We start from the raw sequence: 17,300 nt of genomic DNA, 5'->3' as shown, positions 1-17,300 counted from the left end.
CCGGGGCCACCGGGCCGGGCGGATCCTCCGCATGAGGATCCCCCGGCAAGTCTTCGTCAGATCAGCGAAAAACCTCGTTCCTTCGAGCGAGGCAGGCGGCTGGACCGCATCGAACGCGGCTGATCCGGAACATCGAGAAGCCCCAGCAACCGTCTGCCGGGGCTCGTCTTTCGTTCTCAGCGCCCGTCCGGCTCGTTGAGCTGGTCGATCGAGCGTGCGCCGCGCTGCTTGAACAGCAGATCCAGCGCCTCGAGCATCAGGCCGTGCATCTTGGCCCGCTCCGCATGGGCGATGTCCCGCAGCTGATCGTAGACCGGCGGCTCCAGGTAGACCGACATCTGACGGGCGCGCTGCTTCAGGGTGGCGTTGGGGCGCCGCAGCGGGGGCGCACCCGTGTCGAGTTGGACGATTTCGGCAGTCTGGTGGGGGCCCTGGTGAGACTTGCCCGGCGGAGTCGAGGCGGCAACGATGGAGGCGAGACTCAGCTTAGGCGGCTTTGGCATGCTTGCTCACCTGCATGCGCTTCTCGATCCAGCTCCAGAGCTTGCGCACCTCGAAGGCGGCCTGGCCCTTCGGATTGAACTCGGTGACGCCCTGGCCGACGCCGATGGCGTCCTGGTGGTCGGTGCGGGCGACGATGTTCACGTCCGGCAGGATGCCGAGCACGGCGAGGCCGTCGGCGGCATCGCGGATGCGGTAGGAGCGAGGCGGGGTCTGGTTCAGCACGAAGGCGAACTTCTTCTCGAGCCGGTAGATCGCCGCCAGGGTCGGCTTGAAGGCGCGCAGATCCGCCGGGGTCGGGCGGCACGGGATGATGCAGAGATCGGCCGCGCGGATCGCCGAGAGGGTGCCGGCGGAATCGACGCCGGGGGTGTCGATGAAGACGTAGTCGTAGGCGGACTCGCGCAGCTGGGCCATCACGCCCTCGATCTGCGTCGCGTCGATCTGCGCCACTTCCGGGCCCTCGGCGGTGCGATGGTCGAGCCAGTCGCTGATCGTGGCCTGACGGTCCATCTCGAGGATGCAGACCGAGAGGCCGCGCTCCTGGGCGGCGACCGCCAGGGAGATGCAGAGCGTGCTCTTGCCGCTGCCCCCCTTCTGGGTGACGAACGTGATGGCTTTCATCCTGGCATCCCTTCGCGAGCGTCGACGAGTTCGGGTGACGGTGGGGGCGGACGGATCCGGCAGTCTGGATCGCCGGTGGACGGGGCGGGGGCCTTCCGTCCTGTGACCCAAGGATGCTGCGATCCCGGATGTCGCCGATCATGGTTAACCAACGGTTAAGCCCCGGCGCGAGGACGGACTTTCGATAGGCAATCTCAGGTTGCTAATTTCACCATGACTTCGCTCGGGCCCTTTTCGCCACCGCGCTTCCGCTCTACGGTGGCCGTACGCCGAGCCCTGCGTATGGCCGACGTGGCAACCTCAGGTCGTTTCAGTGGATTCGGTCCTGCCGGTGAGGAGGCCCATGATGCGATCCCCGCCACCGGAGACGGAGGCTGATATCCCCGGCGGCCTGCCGGCGGCCCTCGCCGCCTCGGGCGTGGTCGGCGCCTGGGTGCACGAGATCTGGACGGACCGCCTCGTGGTCTCGGCACCGGTCGCCCGGGCCCTCGGCTGGTCGCCGGATGCGGGCGTTCGGGGCGTGCCGCTGGCGCGCTTCCTCTCCCGCATCCACGACGAGGACCGCGCGCGGGTCGACAATGCCCTCCAGGCGGCGATCGCCCGGGGCGGCGCCTTCGCGGTCGCCTTCCGCACCCGCGGGCCGCGCCGGCTGGACCTGCGCGGGCGCATCGAGCCCGACGCCGCGGGGAACCCGGCGCGGGCGCGCGGCCTCGTCCTCGACCTCAGCGAGGACCGCGCGGACGGGCCCCGGGACCAGCATGCGGTGAACCGGATGGCCGAACACGCCATCGCCCTGCGGGGCCTGGCCGACGCTCTCGCCCGGCCCGGCCTGTCGCGGCTCCTCGATCGCCTGATGGTGGAGATCGGCCATGAACTCGCCCGCCACCTCCGGGACAGCCCGGACGGCCAGCGGCACTGACGCCAAGGGTCCGAGAAAGAAGCGAAGGATCCGGAAAACACGAGGGGTCCGGAGAACACGAAGAGCCCGGAAAACACGAAGAGCCCGATCAGCGGGGCAGCGCCGTGGCCTCCCGCGTCGGCGGGACCCGGCGGTTCGCGAGCCCCCGCAGGACCGGCCCGGCCCCGGGCCGCGCCAGGGCATCGGCGTAGGCCGCGATCAAGCCGGCGCAGTCCCGGGCGAGGCGGACCGATGGCGCGGGCGCGGCCATCCCTGCGCGAGCCCCCTGCCCGGCCGCCCGGGCCAGCACGGTCGCCGCCGCGTCGTCGGCCAGGACGTCCTGCGCCGCCAGGAGGTTGCCCTCCCCGCCGATGGTGAGGCAGGCCTGCGGATCGGCGCCCCGCATCGCCCGCAGGAGGACGCGGCCGGTCGCGACCCAGGAGGCGTCGTCGGCGTCGCGCAGGATGCGGGCGATGGCGCGCTCGGCCCCGGCCCGCAGGCGGTCGAGGGCCGCGCCCTCGGGCAGGCCGGCCCGGTAGCCGTCGAGATAGGCGGCCGCGAGCGCGTCGAGCACGTCCCCCCGCCCCGCGAGGGCTCCGAGAAGCGGCAGGGCGCGCAGGATCGCCGCCCGGGCACCGGCGGAACTCGGATCGTCGTCGAGGGTGGAATCGGGGAAGCGGTCGGTGTCGACCAGCTCGGTGGCGACCCGCGCCTGGATCAGGCGGGCGGGCTCGGGGATCCACAGGCTGTCGGAGGCCACGGCGAGGGCCTCGGCGACGAAGGCGGGGTCGACGCCGGCGGCCACGTAGGCCGCCCGCTCGGCCGAGGCGTCGGCCTGCACCACCTGTCCGAACAGGCCCGGATCGTAGGGGGCATGGAAGCCGAGCCGGCCGTTCGTCACGAGGGCGCGCCCGGTGCCGCGCACGAAGGCCAGGGTGCAGGCGGAGACGCAGTAGTCCGGCACGAAGGTGGCGAGGCCCCGGGCGGCGATGAGGTCGCCGATCGCCGTCGCCTCCTCCACGAGGCCGCCCTCGCTGGTGAGATGGATCCGGGTCACCTCCGGATGGGCGGCGAGCAGGGCGCCGAGGCGCGCGGCCGTCCCCGCCCCGATCTCCCCGGCGAACCGGATGTCGCGCCCCTGCGGCCCCAGGGCGATGCGCGCCGGGGGCCCGGGCACCTGCGTGTGGAAGCGCTCCTCCAGGCGCAGGGACAGGGCGGTGTAGGCCGAGCCGAGGGTGGGAAGCGCCCCGGCGGCCGCCAGGACGGCGCAGGTGGCACCGGCGACAAGCCGCGCAGAGAGCAGCCGCGCCCGCCCTTGCCGTGCGGGGCCTTGCCGGGCGGGCCCCCGCCCGCCGAACCTGTCCGCCCGAACCCCGTGCGCTGCCATCCGCAAGCCCTCCCGATCCCGATCCGCGACCGTCATCGTCGTGGCAGGATCGGCCGATTATTGGCCCTGCACAGTCTCACGCAAACACCCTGCCAGTCCCGGGACAGTCACGCGCCGCGGCAGACTTGGAGAAAAGGGATTTGTGTTGATGTGTCCGGCCCGCAACGGGGGAGGATCCCCTGTCGGCCGGGCCGGAGCCCGGACGATCCTTCCCGCCGCCGGTCGACGATGCCGCAGGCGGCCTCAGGCCTGTTCGGGCGGGCGCAGGAGGTAGGTGTCCATGATCCAGCCGTGCCGGGCGCGGGCGGCCTCGCGGACGGCGCCGATCTCCGCGGCGACGTCGCCGAGGCGGCCCGAGACCAGGATCTCGTCGGCGGTCCCCAGGAAGGCGCCCCAGTAGATGGTCAGGTCCGGGTCGAGATGGTCGAAGCGGGGCCGGCCGTCGAGCATCACCACGGTGGCGTCGCTGCCCGCGGGCAGGCCGCCGGCGATCTGCCGGCCGGTAGTGATGGTGATCGGCCCGCCGATGCGGTTGAGGGGGATGCGGTGGCCGGCCGCGAGCGCCTGGACGCTGGTGATGCCCGGGATCACCCGGACGGCGAGGTCCAGGGTTCCGCGGGCCCGGATGCGGTCGATGATTCGCAGCGTGCTGTCGTAGAGGGAGGGATCGCCCCAGACCAGGATGGCGCCGCAGCCCTCCGGGCCGAGCTCGCGCGCGATCATCGCCGCGTAGAGCGCCGCCCGCGCGGCGTGCCAGGCCTCGACGGTGGCGCCGTAATCGGCGGGATTGCGGTCGCGCTCGGGATCCTGCGCCTCCACGAAGCGGTAGGGCTTCTCCGTGAGGTAGCGGTTGCAGATCTCCCGGCGCAGGTCGACCAGGTCGGCCTTCGCGCGGCCCTTGTCGAGGGCGAAGACCACGTCGGCGGTGTTGAGGGCGCGGATCGCCTGGATCGTCATGTGCTCGGGATTGCCGGTGCCGATCCCGATCACCAGGAGAGTTCTCATCGCGCGCCGTCCTCCGCTGCCGCCTCAAGGCGGTGCCTCCGGGTCGCCCGCTTAGAGCATGCGGCGGGGGAGGGGAACCGGCGCCGCGAGAAACCCCGTGCGTTCCCAGCCCCTTAGCCCGAGCCGGGGGAGGCCCGGGCACGCCGGGCACGCGAACCGGTCTGTCGGCGCCCTGCGCGGTGTGCTATGCACGTCGTCGACATGACTTGCGTCCGGCACATGGCACTCTGGCTCGCGGCGGTGATCGTCCTGATCACGGTCGGCCTCATGCCGTCCGGCGCCGCGGCCCATGCGGGCCATCCGCACGCCGCGGGCGTCGCGGCGACCGCCCCCTCCCCCGCCGTTTCGGCCGAGGCCCGGCCCGGCAGCGAAGCCCGGCTCGGCGGCGAAGACCGGATCCTGCTGCCGCGGGTCGCGATCCGCACCATCGTGGTGCTGACGGCCGCCCCGACCCAGGCGCTGAGCACCGGCGCCTGCGACGGCACCTGCTGCAATGCCGGCTGCCGCAGCCCGAACGCCTGCTGTACCGGGGCCGGGCTCGCCCCGGACAGCGACGACGCCGCCGGCCCGCGCCGGTCCGGCGACCGCGCCCTGGCGCGCGCCCTCCCGGCCCGGACGGACGTCGTTCCGGAAGCCCTCCCCGAACCGCCCAGATTCAACGCCTGACGCTGCCCTGCGTCCCGGCTTTCGCGCTTCCCGATGGAGGCGCGAGGCCGGGACGCCGTTCCGTGCTCCTCGGCGAAAGAATCCCGGTCCATGCTCCGTTGCCCCGCGGCCGCCCTGCGCGCGCTCGCCGTCCTCGTCACCCTCGCGCTCCCCGCCCTGTCCGGGCCCGCCCTCGCCCATGAGGGCCACGATGATGGCACGGGAGCGCCACCGGCTCCGGCCGCCACCGCCCCGCGGGCGGAGGCCGTCTCCGAGCGCTTCGAGCTCGTCGCCGTGGTGCAGGGCACCGATCTGGTGCTCTACCTCGATGCCGTCGCCACCAACGCGCCCGTCCCGGCGGCGAGCGTCGCCGTGATGACGCCCGAGGGCCGGCGCAAGGCCGCCGAGACCGCGCCCGGCACCTACCGCCTCGCGGCGCCCTGGCTCGCGACCGGGGACGACCACGACTTCGTCGTCGGCGTCTCCGCCGAGGGCCGCACCGATCTACTCGACCTGGACCTCCACCTGCCCGCCCCGGCGGACGCTCCGGCCGCCGCGCCGTCGGCCCCGGGCGCCGCCGCGGCCACCGCCACGGGGCTGGCCGATCGCCTCGCCCGGCAGAACCCCGCGGCCCTGGCGGCCGGCGGCTTCCTGTTGGGGCTCGGGGTGTTCGCCCTGGCGCGCCGGCGGCGCGCGGGCTCCGCCCTCGTCGGCCTCCTGGCGGTCGGGGCGACCCTGGTGCTGGCCCTGCTCCTCGGCGGCGCGGCACAGGCGCACGAGGGCCACGCGCACGAGGCCAAGGCACCGCCCGTCACCCCAGCGGCGCTCACCGGCGGCACCCTGATGGAGCGGGCGCGGCGCCTGCCCGACGGCTCGGTCTTCGTGCCGAAGTCGCTTCAGCGCCTGCTGGTCCTGCGCACCGGCCTGACGGCCGAGGCGTCCGTCACCCGCAGCGTCGAGCTGCCGGGCCGGATCATTCCCGACCCGAATGCCAGCGGGGTGGTGCAATCCTCCGTGGGCGGCCGGCTGGCGCCGCCGGAGCGCGGCTTTCCCCGCCTCGGCACCCGGGTGGCGCGCGGCGAGGTGCTCGCCACCGTGACCCCGCCGGTCCAGGCGGTGGACGTCTCCGACATGCGCCAGCGCCAGGGCGAGCTCGACCAGCAGATCGCCATCCTGGAGCGCCGTGTCGGGCGCTTCGAGCGGCTCTCCACCACCGGCGCGGTGGCGCAGACCCAGCTCGACGATGCCCGCTCGGAACTCGGCGGCCTGCGGGACCGCCGCGCCGCCCTCGACGCCATCCGGCGCGCGCCCGAATCCCTCGTCGCCCCCGTCGACGGGGTCATCGCCGAGGCGAACGCGGTGGCGGGCGCCATGGCGGCCCCCGGCACGGTGGTCTACCGCATCGTCGATCCCGCCAAGCTCTGGGTCGAGGCCCTGAGCTTCGAGGCGCTGGCCGAGGGAAGCCGGGCCACCGCGCGGCTGGGCGACGGCGGCACCCTGCAGCTCGCCTATCGCGGCACGGGCCTCGCCGACCGAAACCAGGCGGTGCCGGTCCAGTTCGCCATCGCGGGCGACGGGCAGGGCCTGCGCCTCGGCCAGTTCGTCACCGTGCTGGCGCCCGTCGGCCAGGCCCGCCCCGGCCTGCCGGTGGCGCGCTCCGGCGTGGTGCGGGCGGAGGGCGGCAGCCTCGTCTACGAGCATGTCAGCGCCGAGCGCTTCATGGGCCGCCCGGTGCGGGTGGCGCCGCTGGATGCCGACCGGATGCTGGTGGAGGACGGGATCGCGGCCGGGCGCCGCGTCGTCGTCCAGGGCGCCGAACTCCTCGACCAGATCCGCTGAAGGGCCGCCCGATGTTCGAGACCATCGTCGCGCAGTCCCTGCGCAACCGCCTGCTCGTGGTGGCGCTGGCCGCCGCCCTGGTGCTGACCGGGCTCCTCGCCCTCACGCGCCTGCCCGTGGACGTGCTGCCGGACCTCAACCGCCCCACCGTCACGGTGATGACGGAGGCCGAGGGGCTCGCCCCCCCGGAGGTCGAGCAGCGCGTCAGCTACCCGATCGAGACCCGGATGAACGGCCTGCCCGGGGTCACCCGGGTGCGCTCGGTCTCGGGCATCGGCCTGTCCATCGTCACCGTGGAATTCGCCTGGGATGCCGACCTCTTCCGCGCCCGCCAGTTCGTGGCCGAGCGCCTGGCGCTGGCCCGCTCGGAACTCCCCGCCGGCGTGATGCCCCAGATGGGGCCGGTCTCGTCGATCATGGGCGGCATCCTGCTGGTGGCGGTGACCTCCGAGACCGCGAGTCCGATGAGCCTGCGCGAGACTGCCGACTTCACCATCCGGCCGCGCCTGCTGGCGATCCCCGGGGTGGCGCAGGTCATCCCGATCGGCGGCGCGGTGCGCCAGTTCCGGGTGGCGCCGAACCCCGCCGCCATGCGGGCGCTCGGCGTCACCCATGCCAGCCTGACCCAGGCCCTGGAGGGCTTCGGCACCAATGCGGGCGGCGGCTTCACCGATGCGGGGGCCCGCGAGGTGCTGATCCGCGCCATCGGCCGGACCATCGACCTCAACGACCTGCGCAACCTCGTGCTGGGCACCCCGAGCGGGCCGGTCTACCTGCGGCAGGTGGCGGAGGTGGATTTCGCGCCCCGGCCCCGGCGCGGCGATGGCGGCTACATGGGCAAGCCCGCCGTCATCGTCTCCGTGGAGAAGCAGCCGGGCGTCGATACGGTGCGGCTGACGAAGACCGTGGAAGAGGCGCTGGCCCAGCTCGGCCCCAGCCTGCCGCCCGGCATCAAGGCCGACAAGGTGCTGTTCCGGCAGGCGGATTTCATCGAGACCTCCCTGCACAACGTGGCGCAGGTGCTGCTCGAGGCCGTCGCCGTGGTGGCGGTGGTGCTGTTCGCCTTCCTGATGAACGCGCGCACCACCCTGATCTCGCTCACGGCGATCCCGGTCTCGATCCTGGCCACGGCGGCGATCTTCTCCGCCCTGGGGCTGTCCATCAACACGATGACCCTGGGCGGCCTCGCCATCGCCATCGGCGAGCTCGTCGACGACGCGGTGGTGGATGTCGAGAACATCCTGCGGCGCCTGCGCGAGAACCGGCAAGAGAACCTGAATGGGGGGACGCCCCGCTCGGCCTTCGCGGTGATCGTGGCGGCCTCCAACGAGGTCCGCTCCGGCATCGTCTACGCCACGGTGATCATCTGCCTGGTCTTCGTGCCGCTCTTCGCCCTGTCGGGCATCGAGGGCCGGCTCTTCGCGCCCCTGGGGCAGGCCTACATCATCGCGATCCTGTCGAGCCTTCTCGTCTCGCTCACCCTGACCCCCGCCCTCGCCTCCTGGCTGCTCCCCGGCCTGAAGACCCTGGAGGCGCCGGAGGGCCGGCTGATCCGTTGGCTCAAGGCCGGCAACAGCCGCCTCGTCGCGCTTGCCTTCGGCCACCAGCGCGCCGCGATGGCGGCCGCCATCCTGGGCGTCGGTGCCGCGGCCTATGCCGCCACCACGCTGCCGCGGGCCTTCCTGCCGGCCTTCAACGAGGGCTCGTTCACCGTCAACCTCGCCTTCATGCCCGGCCTCTCCCTCACCGAATCGAGCCGGATCGGCGCCATCGCCGAGGGGCTGGTGCTGGACATCCCGGAGGTGGCCCAGGTCGGGCGCCGCACCGGCCGCGCCGAGCTCGACGAGCATGCCGAGGGCGTGCACTCCTCGGACCTGGAGATCGCGATGAAGCCGGGCGGGCGGCCACGCGAGACCGTCGTGGCGGATCTGCGGGCGCGCCTCGGCGTGCTGCCGGTCTCGCTCAATGTCGGCCAGCCCATCTCGCACCGCCTCGACCACATGCTCTCGGGCGTCCGGGCCGAGATCGCCCTCAAGCTGTTCGGCGAGGACCTCGACGGCCTGCGCCGCACGGCCGAAGCCCTCACGGCCGCGTTCGAGACGATTCCCGGCATCGCCGACCTGTCCGTCGAGAAGCAGGTCCGGATCCCGCAGCTCGAGGTCCGGGTCGATTCCGGACGCGCCGCCCTCTACGGCATCGCCCCCGGTGCCGTGGTCGAGGCGGTGAGCCGCCTGGCCAACGGCCGGGTGGTCTCGACCCTGGTGGACGGCCTGCGCCGCTACGACGTCACCCTGCGCCTGCCCGAATCCGGCCGCTCGGTGGCGGCGCTCCGCGACCTCCTCATCGAGACGCCCACCGGCTGGGTCCCGGCCCACGCGCTGGCCGACATCACCGAGCGCGACGGGCCCAACCAGATCCTGCGCGAGAACGGACGGCGGCGCCTCGTCGTCCAGGCCAACACCCGGCCCGGCGCCGACGGCTCGGCGGTGGCCGCCGCCATCGCCGGGACCCTGGCGCGGACCCCCCTGCCCCAGGGCATCACCGCGAGCCTGGAGGGCGCGTTCCAGGCGCAGGGGGAGGCGACCCGCACCATCGGGCTCCTCAGCCTCGTCTCCCTCGCCCTGGTCTTCGCCCTGCTGGCGAGCCGCTACCGCTCCGGCGTGCTGGCCCTCATCGTCATGGGCAACGTGCCGCTGGCCCTCATCGGCAGCGTCGCGGCGCTCTTCGTCGCCGGGCTTCCCCTCTCGGTCGCCTCGATGATCGGCTTCGTGACGCTCACCGGCATCGTGGCCCGCAACGGCATCCTGAAGATCAGCCACATCCTCAACCTCGGGCTGACCGAGGGTCTGCCCTTCGGACCGGCCCTGGTGCTGCGGGCCAGCAACGAGCGGCTGGTGCCGGTGCTGATGACGGCGCTCGCGGCCGGCATCGCCCTGGTGCCGCTCCTCGTCGACGGCACGGCGCCCGGCAAGGAGATCCTCCACCCCGTCGCGGTGACGATCTTCGGCGGCCTGTTCAGCGCCACCCTCCTCGACGCGGTGCTCACCCCCGTCCTCGTCCTGCGCTTCGGCCGGGGCGCCTTCGCCCGCCTGCAGGCGGCGCAGGGCGCTGCCCCTACGCCGGCCGCGGGCGCCCCCGCGCCGGACCAGGCCGCCGGGGCACCCGCTCCGGCCCTGTTCTGAACCTGTCCTGTTGGGATCCTGCCCCGTCCTGACCTTCCGCGAACGGAGACCCCCCATGAGAACCGCGCCCCACCTGCTCGCCGCCCTCGCGTTCCTCGCGCTGGCGGGCGCCGCCCCGGCAGCGGAGGACCCCCATCACGCCGGCGACGGGCACGATCACGGCCACGGCACGCCGGGCCACACGCACACGCCGCCGGCCAAGGCCGGGGCCGCCTCCCCCTCCACCAAGGCGTTCCAGGACGCCGCCATGCGCATGCACGGCGACATGGAGATCCGCTATTCCGGCGACGTCGACCGCGACTTCGCCGCCGGCATGATCCCGCATCACGCCGGCGCCATCGCCATGGCCCGGGTCGCCCTGCAATACTCGAAGGACCCGGAGGTCCGCGCGCTCGCCGAGCGCATCGTCAAGGCGCAGGACACCGAGATCGCGCAGATGCAGGCCATCCTGAAGCGCAAGGAGGCGGAGGCGCCGGCAGCCGCGCGCTGACGCGCCCCCTGGTCGGGAAGCGTCGCGGTTCTATCTGGACCGGTTCCAGACAAGCCACGGCGGAGACAGCCCGGCATGAGCTTTCCCATCACGCTGACCGTGAACGGCACGCGCCGCAGCGTCGTCCTGGAGGATGCGCGCGTCACCCTCCTCGACCTCCTGCGCGAGCGCCTCGACCTCACCGGGGCCAAGAAGGGCTGCGACCGGGGCCAGTGCGGCGCCTGCACCATCCTACTCGACGGCGTCCGGGTGAATGCCTGCCTGGCGCTCGCCGTCAGCCACGACGGGGCGTCGATCACCACGATCGAGGGCCTCGCCGTGGGCGAGGCCCTGCATCCGGTCCAGGCCGCCTTCCTGGAGCATGACGGCTTCCAGTGCGGCTTCTGCACCCCGGGCCAGATCCTCAGCGCGGTCGGGCTGATCCAGGAGGGCCAGACCGGGGGCGACCCCGAGCGGGTGCGCGAGGGCATGAGCGGGAATCTCTGCCGCTGCGGCGCCTATGCGGGCATCACGGAGGCGGTGCTCACCGCCCATGCGGCGCTCACGGGGCCGGACGTCCTGCCCGGCCGCCAGCTGGCGGAGGATGCAGCGTGAAGGCCTTCGACTACATCCGCGCGACGAGCGTCGCCGAGGCGGTGGCGGCCGCCGCCCGGCCCGGGGCGGCCTATCTCGCCGCGGGCACCAACCTCGTCGACCTGATGAAGGGCGGGATCAGCCGGCCCGACACCCTCGTGGACGTCACCCGCCTGCCCGGCCTCGACCGCATCGAGCGCGGCACGGACGGGTCGACCCGGATCGGCGCGCTGGTGCGCAACGCGGCCCTGGCGCACGATCCCGTCATCGCCAAGCGCTACCCGGCCCTGGCGGAAGCCCTGCTCTCGGGCGCCTCCGGCCAGCTGCGCAACGCCGCCACCACCGCCGGGAACGTGCTGCAGCGGACCCGCTGCCCGTATTTCTACGACACCGCCAGCGCCTGCAACAAGCGCGACCCCGGCGCCGGCTGCGCGGCGCTCGGCGGCGTCACCCGGAGCCACGCGGTGCTCGGCTGGAGCGAGCACTGCATCGCCACCCACCCGTCCGACTTCTGCGTGCCCCTCGCCGCCCTCGACGCCAGCGTCGAGATCGCGGGCCCCGGCGGCCCCCGCTCCGTGCCCCTGGAGGCGTTCCACCGCCTGCCCGGCGACACGCCGGAGCGCGAGACCGTGCTGGAACCCGGCGACCTCGTCGTCGCCGTCACCCTGCCCCCCGAGGCGGAGGCCTTCGCCGGGCACAGCCGCTACCTCAAGGTCCGCGAGCGCACCTCCTACGCCTTCGCGGTGGTGTCGGCGGCGGTCGGATTGCGGATGGACGGCGACCGGATCGGGCAGGCCCGCATCGCCCTCGGCAGCGTCGCCCTGAAGCCCTGGCGCGCCCGGGCGGCGGAGGACCTGCTGGCCGGGGCCGCCCCCACGCCCGAGACCTTCGCCGCGGCGGCCGAGGCGGCGCTGGCGGACGCCAGGCCCTCGGGCGACAACGCCTACAAGATCGAGCTCGCCCGCCGCATCGTGGTCCGCGCGCTCACCCTCGCGGCCGCCGGCACCCCGGACCGCGTCCCCGCGCTGCCGGCCAGCCCCTTTGCTCCGAACCCGTCCGCTCCCAATCCTTCCGCCCCCAGCCCTCTCGCCGGAGCCCCCGTGCATGCCTGAGCGTCAGCGCCACGGCGCCTCCATCGGCCAGCCGCTCACCCGGCGCGACGGCCACGCCAAGATCACCGGGGCGGCCCGCTACAGCGCGGATGTCAAGCCCGAAGGCCTGCTCCACGCCGTGATGGCGGTGAGTTCGGTCGCCCGCGGCCGGGTCGCCCATCTCGATGTCGCGGCGGCGGAAGCCCATCCGGGCGTCGTCGCCGTGATGACGCCGCGGAACGCCCCGGCGCTCGCCCAGTCGCCGGACCTGAAGGACCATCCGTTCGCCTTCCGCCTCGACCTCCTGCAGAACGACGGCGTGCGCTACGCCAACCAGCCGATCGCGGTGGTCATCGCCGAGACCCTGGAGGCCGCCACCGAGGGCGCGGCCCTGCTGGCGCCCCGCTACGAATCCGAGCGCGTCAGCGTCGCCCTGGGGGCCGGGGAGGTCTTCCGCCCCGAGACCATCGGGGCCGGCTCGGCCACCGACGAAGGTTCGGGCGACCTCGCCGCCGGCATGGCGGCCGCCGAGACCCGGATCGAGGCGACCTACGACACGGCGGCGCAGTACCACAACGCCCTGGAGCCCCATGCCAGCGTGGCCGCGTGGGACGGCGACCGCCTGACCCTCTACACGCCGACCCAGGCCCTCTGGATCGCCAAGGGCCGGCTCGCCGGCCTGTTCGGCATTCCCCCCGAGAACATCCACGTGGTCTGCCACTATCTCGGCGGCGGCTTCGGCTCGAAGGGCTTCATCGCCGCCCCGCAGATCCTCGGGATCATGGCGGCGAAGCTCGTGGGGCGCCCGGTCAAGCTGGTGACCCGACGCGAGCAGATGTTCGGCCCGGTCGGCCATCGCGCCGCCACGCGCCAGACCCTGAAGCTCGGCGCCGCCCGGGACGGCACCCTCACGGCCCTCGACCACCACACCCTGACCCTGACGAGCCGGCACGACGACTTCGTCGAGCCCTCCGGCATCCTCTCGCGCCACCTCTACGCGGCGGGGGCGATCGCCACGACGCACGCGGTCTCCCGGGCCGATATCGGCACCCCGATCTTCATGCGGGCCCCCGGCGAGGCCTCGGGCAGCGTCGCGGTGGAGAGTGCCCTCGACGAGCTGGCCCTGGAACTCGACCTCGATCCCCTGGAGATCCGCCTGCGCAACTACGCGGAGGTCGAGCCGATCACCCACCGGCCCTTCTCCTCGAAGGCCCTGCGCGAATGCTACGCGCAAGGGGCGACACGCTTCGGCTGGGCCTCCCGCCCGCGGCAACCGCGCCAGATGCGCGACGCCGACGGGCTCCTCGTCGGCTGGGGCCTCGGCACCGCCACCTACCCGGCCGGGATGATGCAGGGCGAGGCCCGCGCCACGATCCGGGCCGACGGCACCGCGCTGATCGAGACCGCCGCCCACGACATGGGCCAGGGCGCCTGGACGGTGCTGGCGCAGATCGGCGCCGACGGGCTCGGCCTCCCGATCACCCAGGTCGAGCTGCGCATCGGCGATTCGAACCTGCCGAACGGCGGCCTGGCCGGCGGCTCCACCGGCACCGCCACCAGCGGCACGGCCGTGGACAACGCCGCCCGGGCGGCCATCGCCGCCCTGGCGGACCTCGCCGTCAACGACCGGGCCTCACCCCTGTACGGCGCCGGGAATGCCGGCGTCACCGCCGCGGACGGGCGCCTCGCCCGCCGGGACGACCCCGCCCGCTCCGAAGCCTTCGGCGAGATCCTGGCCCGCGCCGGCCGGACCTCCGTCGAGGCCAAGGGCCAGGGTGCGGGCGACCCGGCCACGCGAAAGGCCTACGCGATGCACGCGCACGGGGCGGTCTACGCGGAGGTGAAGGTCGATCCCGATCTCGGCCAGATCCGGGTGACGCGCCTCGTCGGCGCCTTCGCGGCGGGGCGGATCATCAACCCGCAGCTCGTGCGCAGCCAGTATTACGGCGGCATGATCTGGGGCGTGTCCCTGGCCCTGCACGAGCACGCGGTGCTCGACCCGCGCTCGGGCCGGGTGATGAACGGGAACCTGGCCGAGTACCACATCCCGGTGAATGCCGACGTGCCCGCGATGGAGGCGATCCTGGTGGAGGAGCACGACCCGCACGTGAACCCGCTGGGCATCAAGGGGGTGGGCGAGATCGGCATCACCGGCACCGCCGGCGCCATCGCCAACGCGGTCTGGCACGCCACCGGCGTGCGGGTGCGCGACATCCCGATCACCCTCGACCGGCTGCTGGGGTGAGGCGGAGGACGCCGGCGGCCCGCTCCGCCGACGCCTATTCGCGGATCAGCTTGCCGGAATAGACCACCGGCCCGGTCGGCTGGCCGGTGGGCGAGCCGCCCGCCGGCTCGACGGAGACCGCGAAGGTGCCGGCCTCGGCCGGCAACCCCTGTTCCTTGCCCAGTTCCTTGCCCAGCGCCATGCCCAGCGACTTGTCCAGCACCTTGGCGTCGGAGCCGACGAGACCCAGGGTCTTCGGGGCCGCGCCGGCGCCGACGTACCAGAGCTCCAGGCTGTGCCCCGCCGGGGCCTGCGCGCCCACCGGGCGCACCCGTGCGGTCCCGGCCCGGGTGTCGATGCTGACGAGGAGCGCCGGCGCCTCGCCGCCGCTGCTGACCACCGCGACGTAGCGCCCGTCGGCCTCGCCCGGCCCCGTGCCGGGACGCGGTCCGCCGAGAGCGATGACCAGGGCGAGCCCCGCCGCCAGGGCGGCCGCGGCGCCGGCGGTCAGGCGCCAGCGCCGCAGGGCCCCCTGCAGGGCGCCGATGCGGTCGTCGTTGGCGGCGGGTCCGAGATCGCCTCCGGGGTGGACGGCCGTCGACGGGGCCGGAAGCGGACCGTCGGCCGCGAGTTGCCGGGCGATCGCCGGCCAGACCTCCGGCCCCGGCGCGACCGCGGGCGCCCCGAGGGCGAGGGGCGCGAGGCGGCGCTCCCAGGCGTCGCGCGCCGCCCGGGCGGCGGGGTCCACGGCGAGTTCGAGATCCACCGCCGCCCGCTCGGGCAGCGGCAGGGTGCCCAGCACGTACTCGGCCAGGCGCAGGTCGCGCTCCTCCGGATCGGGGGTCATGGGGCACCGTCCAGGCAGCCGCGCAGGGTCGCGAGGCCGCGATGCAGCCAGGTCTTGATGGTGCTCACGGGACGGTCGTAGCGCAGGGCGAGATCCTCCCGGGACTGGCCCTCGCAATAGGCCAGCACGATGCAGTCGCGGTGCAGCGCCTCGAGCCGGCCGAGGCAGGCCTGGAGCGCGTTGCGCCCGAGGATCGTGCCCTCGCTGTCGTGGGGGTCGGCCAGCCGCTCCACCCAATCCTCCCCGTCCTCGGTCACCGGCCCCTGCGTCTCGCTCCGCCGCCGCACCCCGTCGATCGCCCGGTTGCGGGCGATGGTGCAGAGCCAGGCCAGCGGCCGTCCGGCCGCCGGGCTGTAGGAGGCGGCCTTCTGCCAGATGCGCAGGAACACGTCCTGCAGCACGTCCTCGGCCATGCCGCGATCGGACTGGATACGGAGGACGACGCCGAGAAGTTTCGGGGCCGTCCGATCATAGAGGGTGCGCAGGGCGGCCTCGTCGCGCCGGGCGATCCGGGCGATCAGATCCGCCAGGATCGCATCGCCACGCGCCGGATCGTCCGCCCGGGGACCATCATGCAGGGAACCGTCACGCAGGGGACTGGCACGCAACGGCTGGGCTTCCTCTGTATCCGGCGCGCGCGGGGTCGGTCCGGCGACGGTCCGTCGGGCGGGAGCGTCTCAACACAGGTTAACCGAGGCGGCGCCGGTGCGCCACTGTGCGGGCCCGTCAGCGACGCTCGTAGAGCAGGCGGGCGCGGATGGTGCCGTCGAGGGCCCGGATCTCCTCGAGCAGGCTCTCGGCATCCGCATCGGTGACGTCGGTCTCCACCACCACGTAACCGACCTCGCCGTCGGTCTGGTAGAACTGCGCCGCGATGTTCACCCCGCGCCGGGCGAAGGTGTCGTTGAGGCGCCCCAACATGCCCGGGATGTTGCGCTGGACGTGGATCAGGCGGGTGCCGGTGGGACGGGCGGGCAGCTGCACCTGCGGGAAGTTCACGGTGCCGACGGTCGAGCCGATGTCGGAGTAATCGACGAGCTTGCGCGCCACCTCGGAGCCGATGCGCTCCTGCGCCTCCTCCGTCGAGCCGCCGATATGCGGCGTCAGGATCACGTTGGGCAGGCCCTGGAGCGGGCTGACGAAGCGCTCCTGGTTCGAGCCGGGCTCCACCGGGAACACGTCGACGGCGGCGCCCCGCAGGTGGCCGTCGCGCAGGGCCCCGGCCAGGGCGTCGAGGTCGACCACGGTGCCGCGGGCGTTGTTGATCAGGAAGGCGCCGGGCTTCATCGCCCGGATCTCGGCCGCGCCGATCATGTTGTGGGTCTCGGGCGTCTCCGGCACGTGGAGGGAGACCACGTCGCTCTGGGCGAGCAGGGTCTCCAGGCTGTCGGTGGGCTCGGTGTTGCCGTGGCGCAGCTTGTCGGTCTGGTCGTAGAACACCACCCGCATGCCCATCGCCTCGGCCAGCGTCGAGAGCTGCGAGCCGATATTGCCGTAGCCCACGATGCCCAGCGTCTTGCCGCGCACCTCCTGCGAGCCGGTGGCCGACTTGTCCCAGGCGCCCGCATGGGCCCCCACCGAGCGCGGCACGATCCGGCGCAGCAGCATCACGATCTCGCCGATGACGAGCTCGGCCACCGAGCGGGTGTTCGAGTAGGGCGCGTTGAAGACCGGGATGCCGCGGTGGCGGGCGGCCTCGAGATCGACCTGGTTGGTGCCCACCGAGAAGCAGCCCACCGCCAGCAGGCGCTCGCCGTGGGCCAGGGCCGCCGCGTCGAGCTGGGTGCGCGAGCGGATGCCGAGGATGTGCGTGCCCTTCAGGGCCTCGTGCAGGGCCTCCCGGTCCAGGGCCTTGGCCACGCGCACGACGTTGGTGTAGCCGGCGGCGGCGAACAGCTCGGCGGCACTGTCGTTGATGCCTTCGAGCAGCAGGACGCGGATCTTGTCCTTCGGGAAGGAGAGTCTTTCGGCCATGGTCGTGTTCTTCTCGGATC

The 17,300-nt window shown here is 73.7% G+C and carries 15 protein-coding genes; 8 read left to right on the top strand and 7 right to left on the bottom strand.

Annotated elements, in window-relative coordinates; all coding sequences use genetic code 11:
• Positions 1–176 precede the first annotated feature (176 nt).
• Together ASF58_RS06420 and ASF58_RS06415 are read right to left on the bottom strand one after the other, a co-directional pair.
• Positions 177–503, bottom strand: a complete 327-nt coding sequence (locus tag ASF58_RS06420; RefSeq protein WP_055949179.1) for a ribbon-helix-helix domain-containing protein — start codon at positions 501–503, stop codon at positions 177–179.
• Positions 487–1,125 (bottom strand): ParA family protein, encoded by a 639-nt coding sequence (locus ASF58_RS06415; protein ID WP_055949176.1) that lies wholly within the window; start codon positions 1,123–1,125, stop codon positions 487–489. Before ASF58_RS06415 ends, ASF58_RS06420 begins: the two co-directional genes overlap by 17 nt.
• A 343-nt stretch (positions 1,126–1,468) precedes the next feature.
• Here ASF58_RS06415 and ASF58_RS06410 point away from each other — a divergent pair, with 343 nt between their 5' ends.
• Positions 1,469–2,044, top strand: a complete 576-nt coding sequence (locus ASF58_RS06410; protein WP_055949173.1) for a PAS domain-containing protein — start codon at positions 1,469–1,471, stop codon at positions 2,042–2,044.
• A gap of 88 nt (positions 2,045–2,132) precedes the next feature.
• Here the strand turns inward: ASF58_RS06410 and ASF58_RS06405 are convergent, their stop codons facing one another.
• Together ASF58_RS06405 and cobF are read right to left on the bottom strand one after the other, a co-directional pair.
• Positions 2,133–3,410 (bottom strand): hypothetical protein, encoded by a 1,278-nt coding sequence (locus tag ASF58_RS06405; RefSeq protein WP_156375558.1) that lies wholly within the window; start codon positions 3,408–3,410, stop codon positions 2,133–2,135.
• Between the two features lie 243 nt (positions 3,411–3,653).
• Entirely contained in the window at positions 3,654–4,415 is a 762-nt protein-coding gene (cobF, locus tag ASF58_RS06400; RefSeq protein ID WP_055949167.1) for a precorrin-6A synthase (deacetylating), read from the bottom strand.
• A 219-nt stretch (positions 4,416–4,634) separates the two neighbouring features.
• On the opposite strand from cobF, the gene ASF58_RS06395 reads away from it, so the two are divergent.
• The 7 genes from ASF58_RS06395 (at position 4,635) to ASF58_RS06365 (ending at position 14,480) form a co-directional block, all read left to right on the top strand.
• A complete protein-coding gene (locus ASF58_RS06395; protein WP_156375557.1) occupies positions 4,635–5,081 on the top strand; it encodes a hypothetical protein in 447 nt (148 codons plus the stop codon).
• Positions 5,082–5,171: 90 nt separating this feature from the next.
• The gene (locus tag ASF58_RS06390; protein WP_055949161.1) at positions 5,172–6,899 is read left to right on the top strand and encodes an HlyD family efflux transporter periplasmic adaptor subunit; all 1,728 of its coding nucleotides are present in this window, start codon (positions 5,172–5,174) and stop codon (positions 6,897–6,899) included.
• Between the two features lie 11 nt (positions 6,900–6,910).
• Complete coding sequence (locus ASF58_RS06385; RefSeq protein ID WP_055949160.1) at positions 6,911–10,081, top strand: efflux RND transporter permease subunit; 3,171 nt, start codon at positions 6,911–6,913, stop codon at positions 10,079–10,081.
• A 55-nt stretch (positions 10,082–10,136) separates the two neighbouring features.
• Positions 10,137–10,571: a DUF305 domain-containing protein gene (locus ASF58_RS06380; RefSeq protein ID WP_055949157.1), complete on the top strand. Its 435-nt coding sequence runs from the start codon at positions 10,137–10,139 to the stop codon at positions 10,569–10,571.
• A gap of 75 nt (positions 10,572–10,646) precedes the next feature.
• A complete protein-coding gene (locus ASF58_RS06375; RefSeq protein ID WP_055949154.1) occupies positions 10,647–11,165 on the top strand; it encodes a (2Fe-2S)-binding protein in 519 nt (172 codons plus the stop codon).
• The gene (locus tag ASF58_RS06370; protein WP_055949152.1) at positions 11,162–12,256 is read left to right on the top strand and encodes a xanthine dehydrogenase family protein subunit M; all 1,095 of its coding nucleotides are present in this window, start codon (positions 11,162–11,164) and stop codon (positions 12,254–12,256) included. The genes ASF58_RS06375 and ASF58_RS06370 overlap by 4 nt, the downstream gene beginning before the upstream one ends.
• Positions 12,249–14,480: a xanthine dehydrogenase family protein molybdopterin-binding subunit gene (locus ASF58_RS06365; RefSeq protein WP_055949149.1), complete on the top strand. Its 2,232-nt coding sequence runs from the start codon at positions 12,249–12,251 to the stop codon at positions 14,478–14,480. The genes ASF58_RS06370 and ASF58_RS06365 overlap by 8 nt, the downstream gene beginning before the upstream one ends.
• A gap of 34 nt (positions 14,481–14,514) precedes the next feature.
• Here ASF58_RS06365 and ASF58_RS06360 read toward each other — a convergent pair whose 3' ends face one another.
• The 3 genes from ASF58_RS06360 to serA form a co-directional block, all read right to left on the bottom strand.
• Complete coding sequence (locus tag ASF58_RS06360; RefSeq protein WP_055949146.1) at positions 14,515–15,306, bottom strand: anti-sigma factor; 792 nt, start codon at positions 15,304–15,306, stop codon at positions 14,515–14,517.
• Positions 15,303–15,884 carry a sigma-70 family RNA polymerase sigma factor gene (locus ASF58_RS06355; RefSeq protein ID WP_055949246.1) on the bottom strand — a complete coding sequence of 194 codons (582 nt, stop codon included), beginning with the start codon at positions 15,882–15,884 and terminating at the stop codon, positions 15,303–15,305. The genes ASF58_RS06360 and ASF58_RS06355 overlap by 4 nt, the downstream gene beginning before the upstream one ends.
• Before the next feature lie 148 nt (positions 15,885–16,032).
• Entirely contained in the window at positions 16,033–17,280 is a 1,248-nt protein-coding gene (serA, locus tag ASF58_RS06350; RefSeq protein ID WP_055949143.1) for a phosphoglycerate dehydrogenase, read from the bottom strand.
• Between the last annotated feature and the right edge of the window lie 20 nt (positions 17,281–17,300).

Origin of the sequence: Methylobacterium sp. Leaf125 (assembly GCF_001423085.1) — a bacterium.
GTDB lineage: Bacteria > Pseudomonadota > Alphaproteobacteria > Rhizobiales > Beijerinckiaceae > Methylobacterium.
The sequence above is the reverse complement of the archived record's forward strand: the minus strand, read 5'-3'. Positions and strand labels throughout refer to the sequence as shown.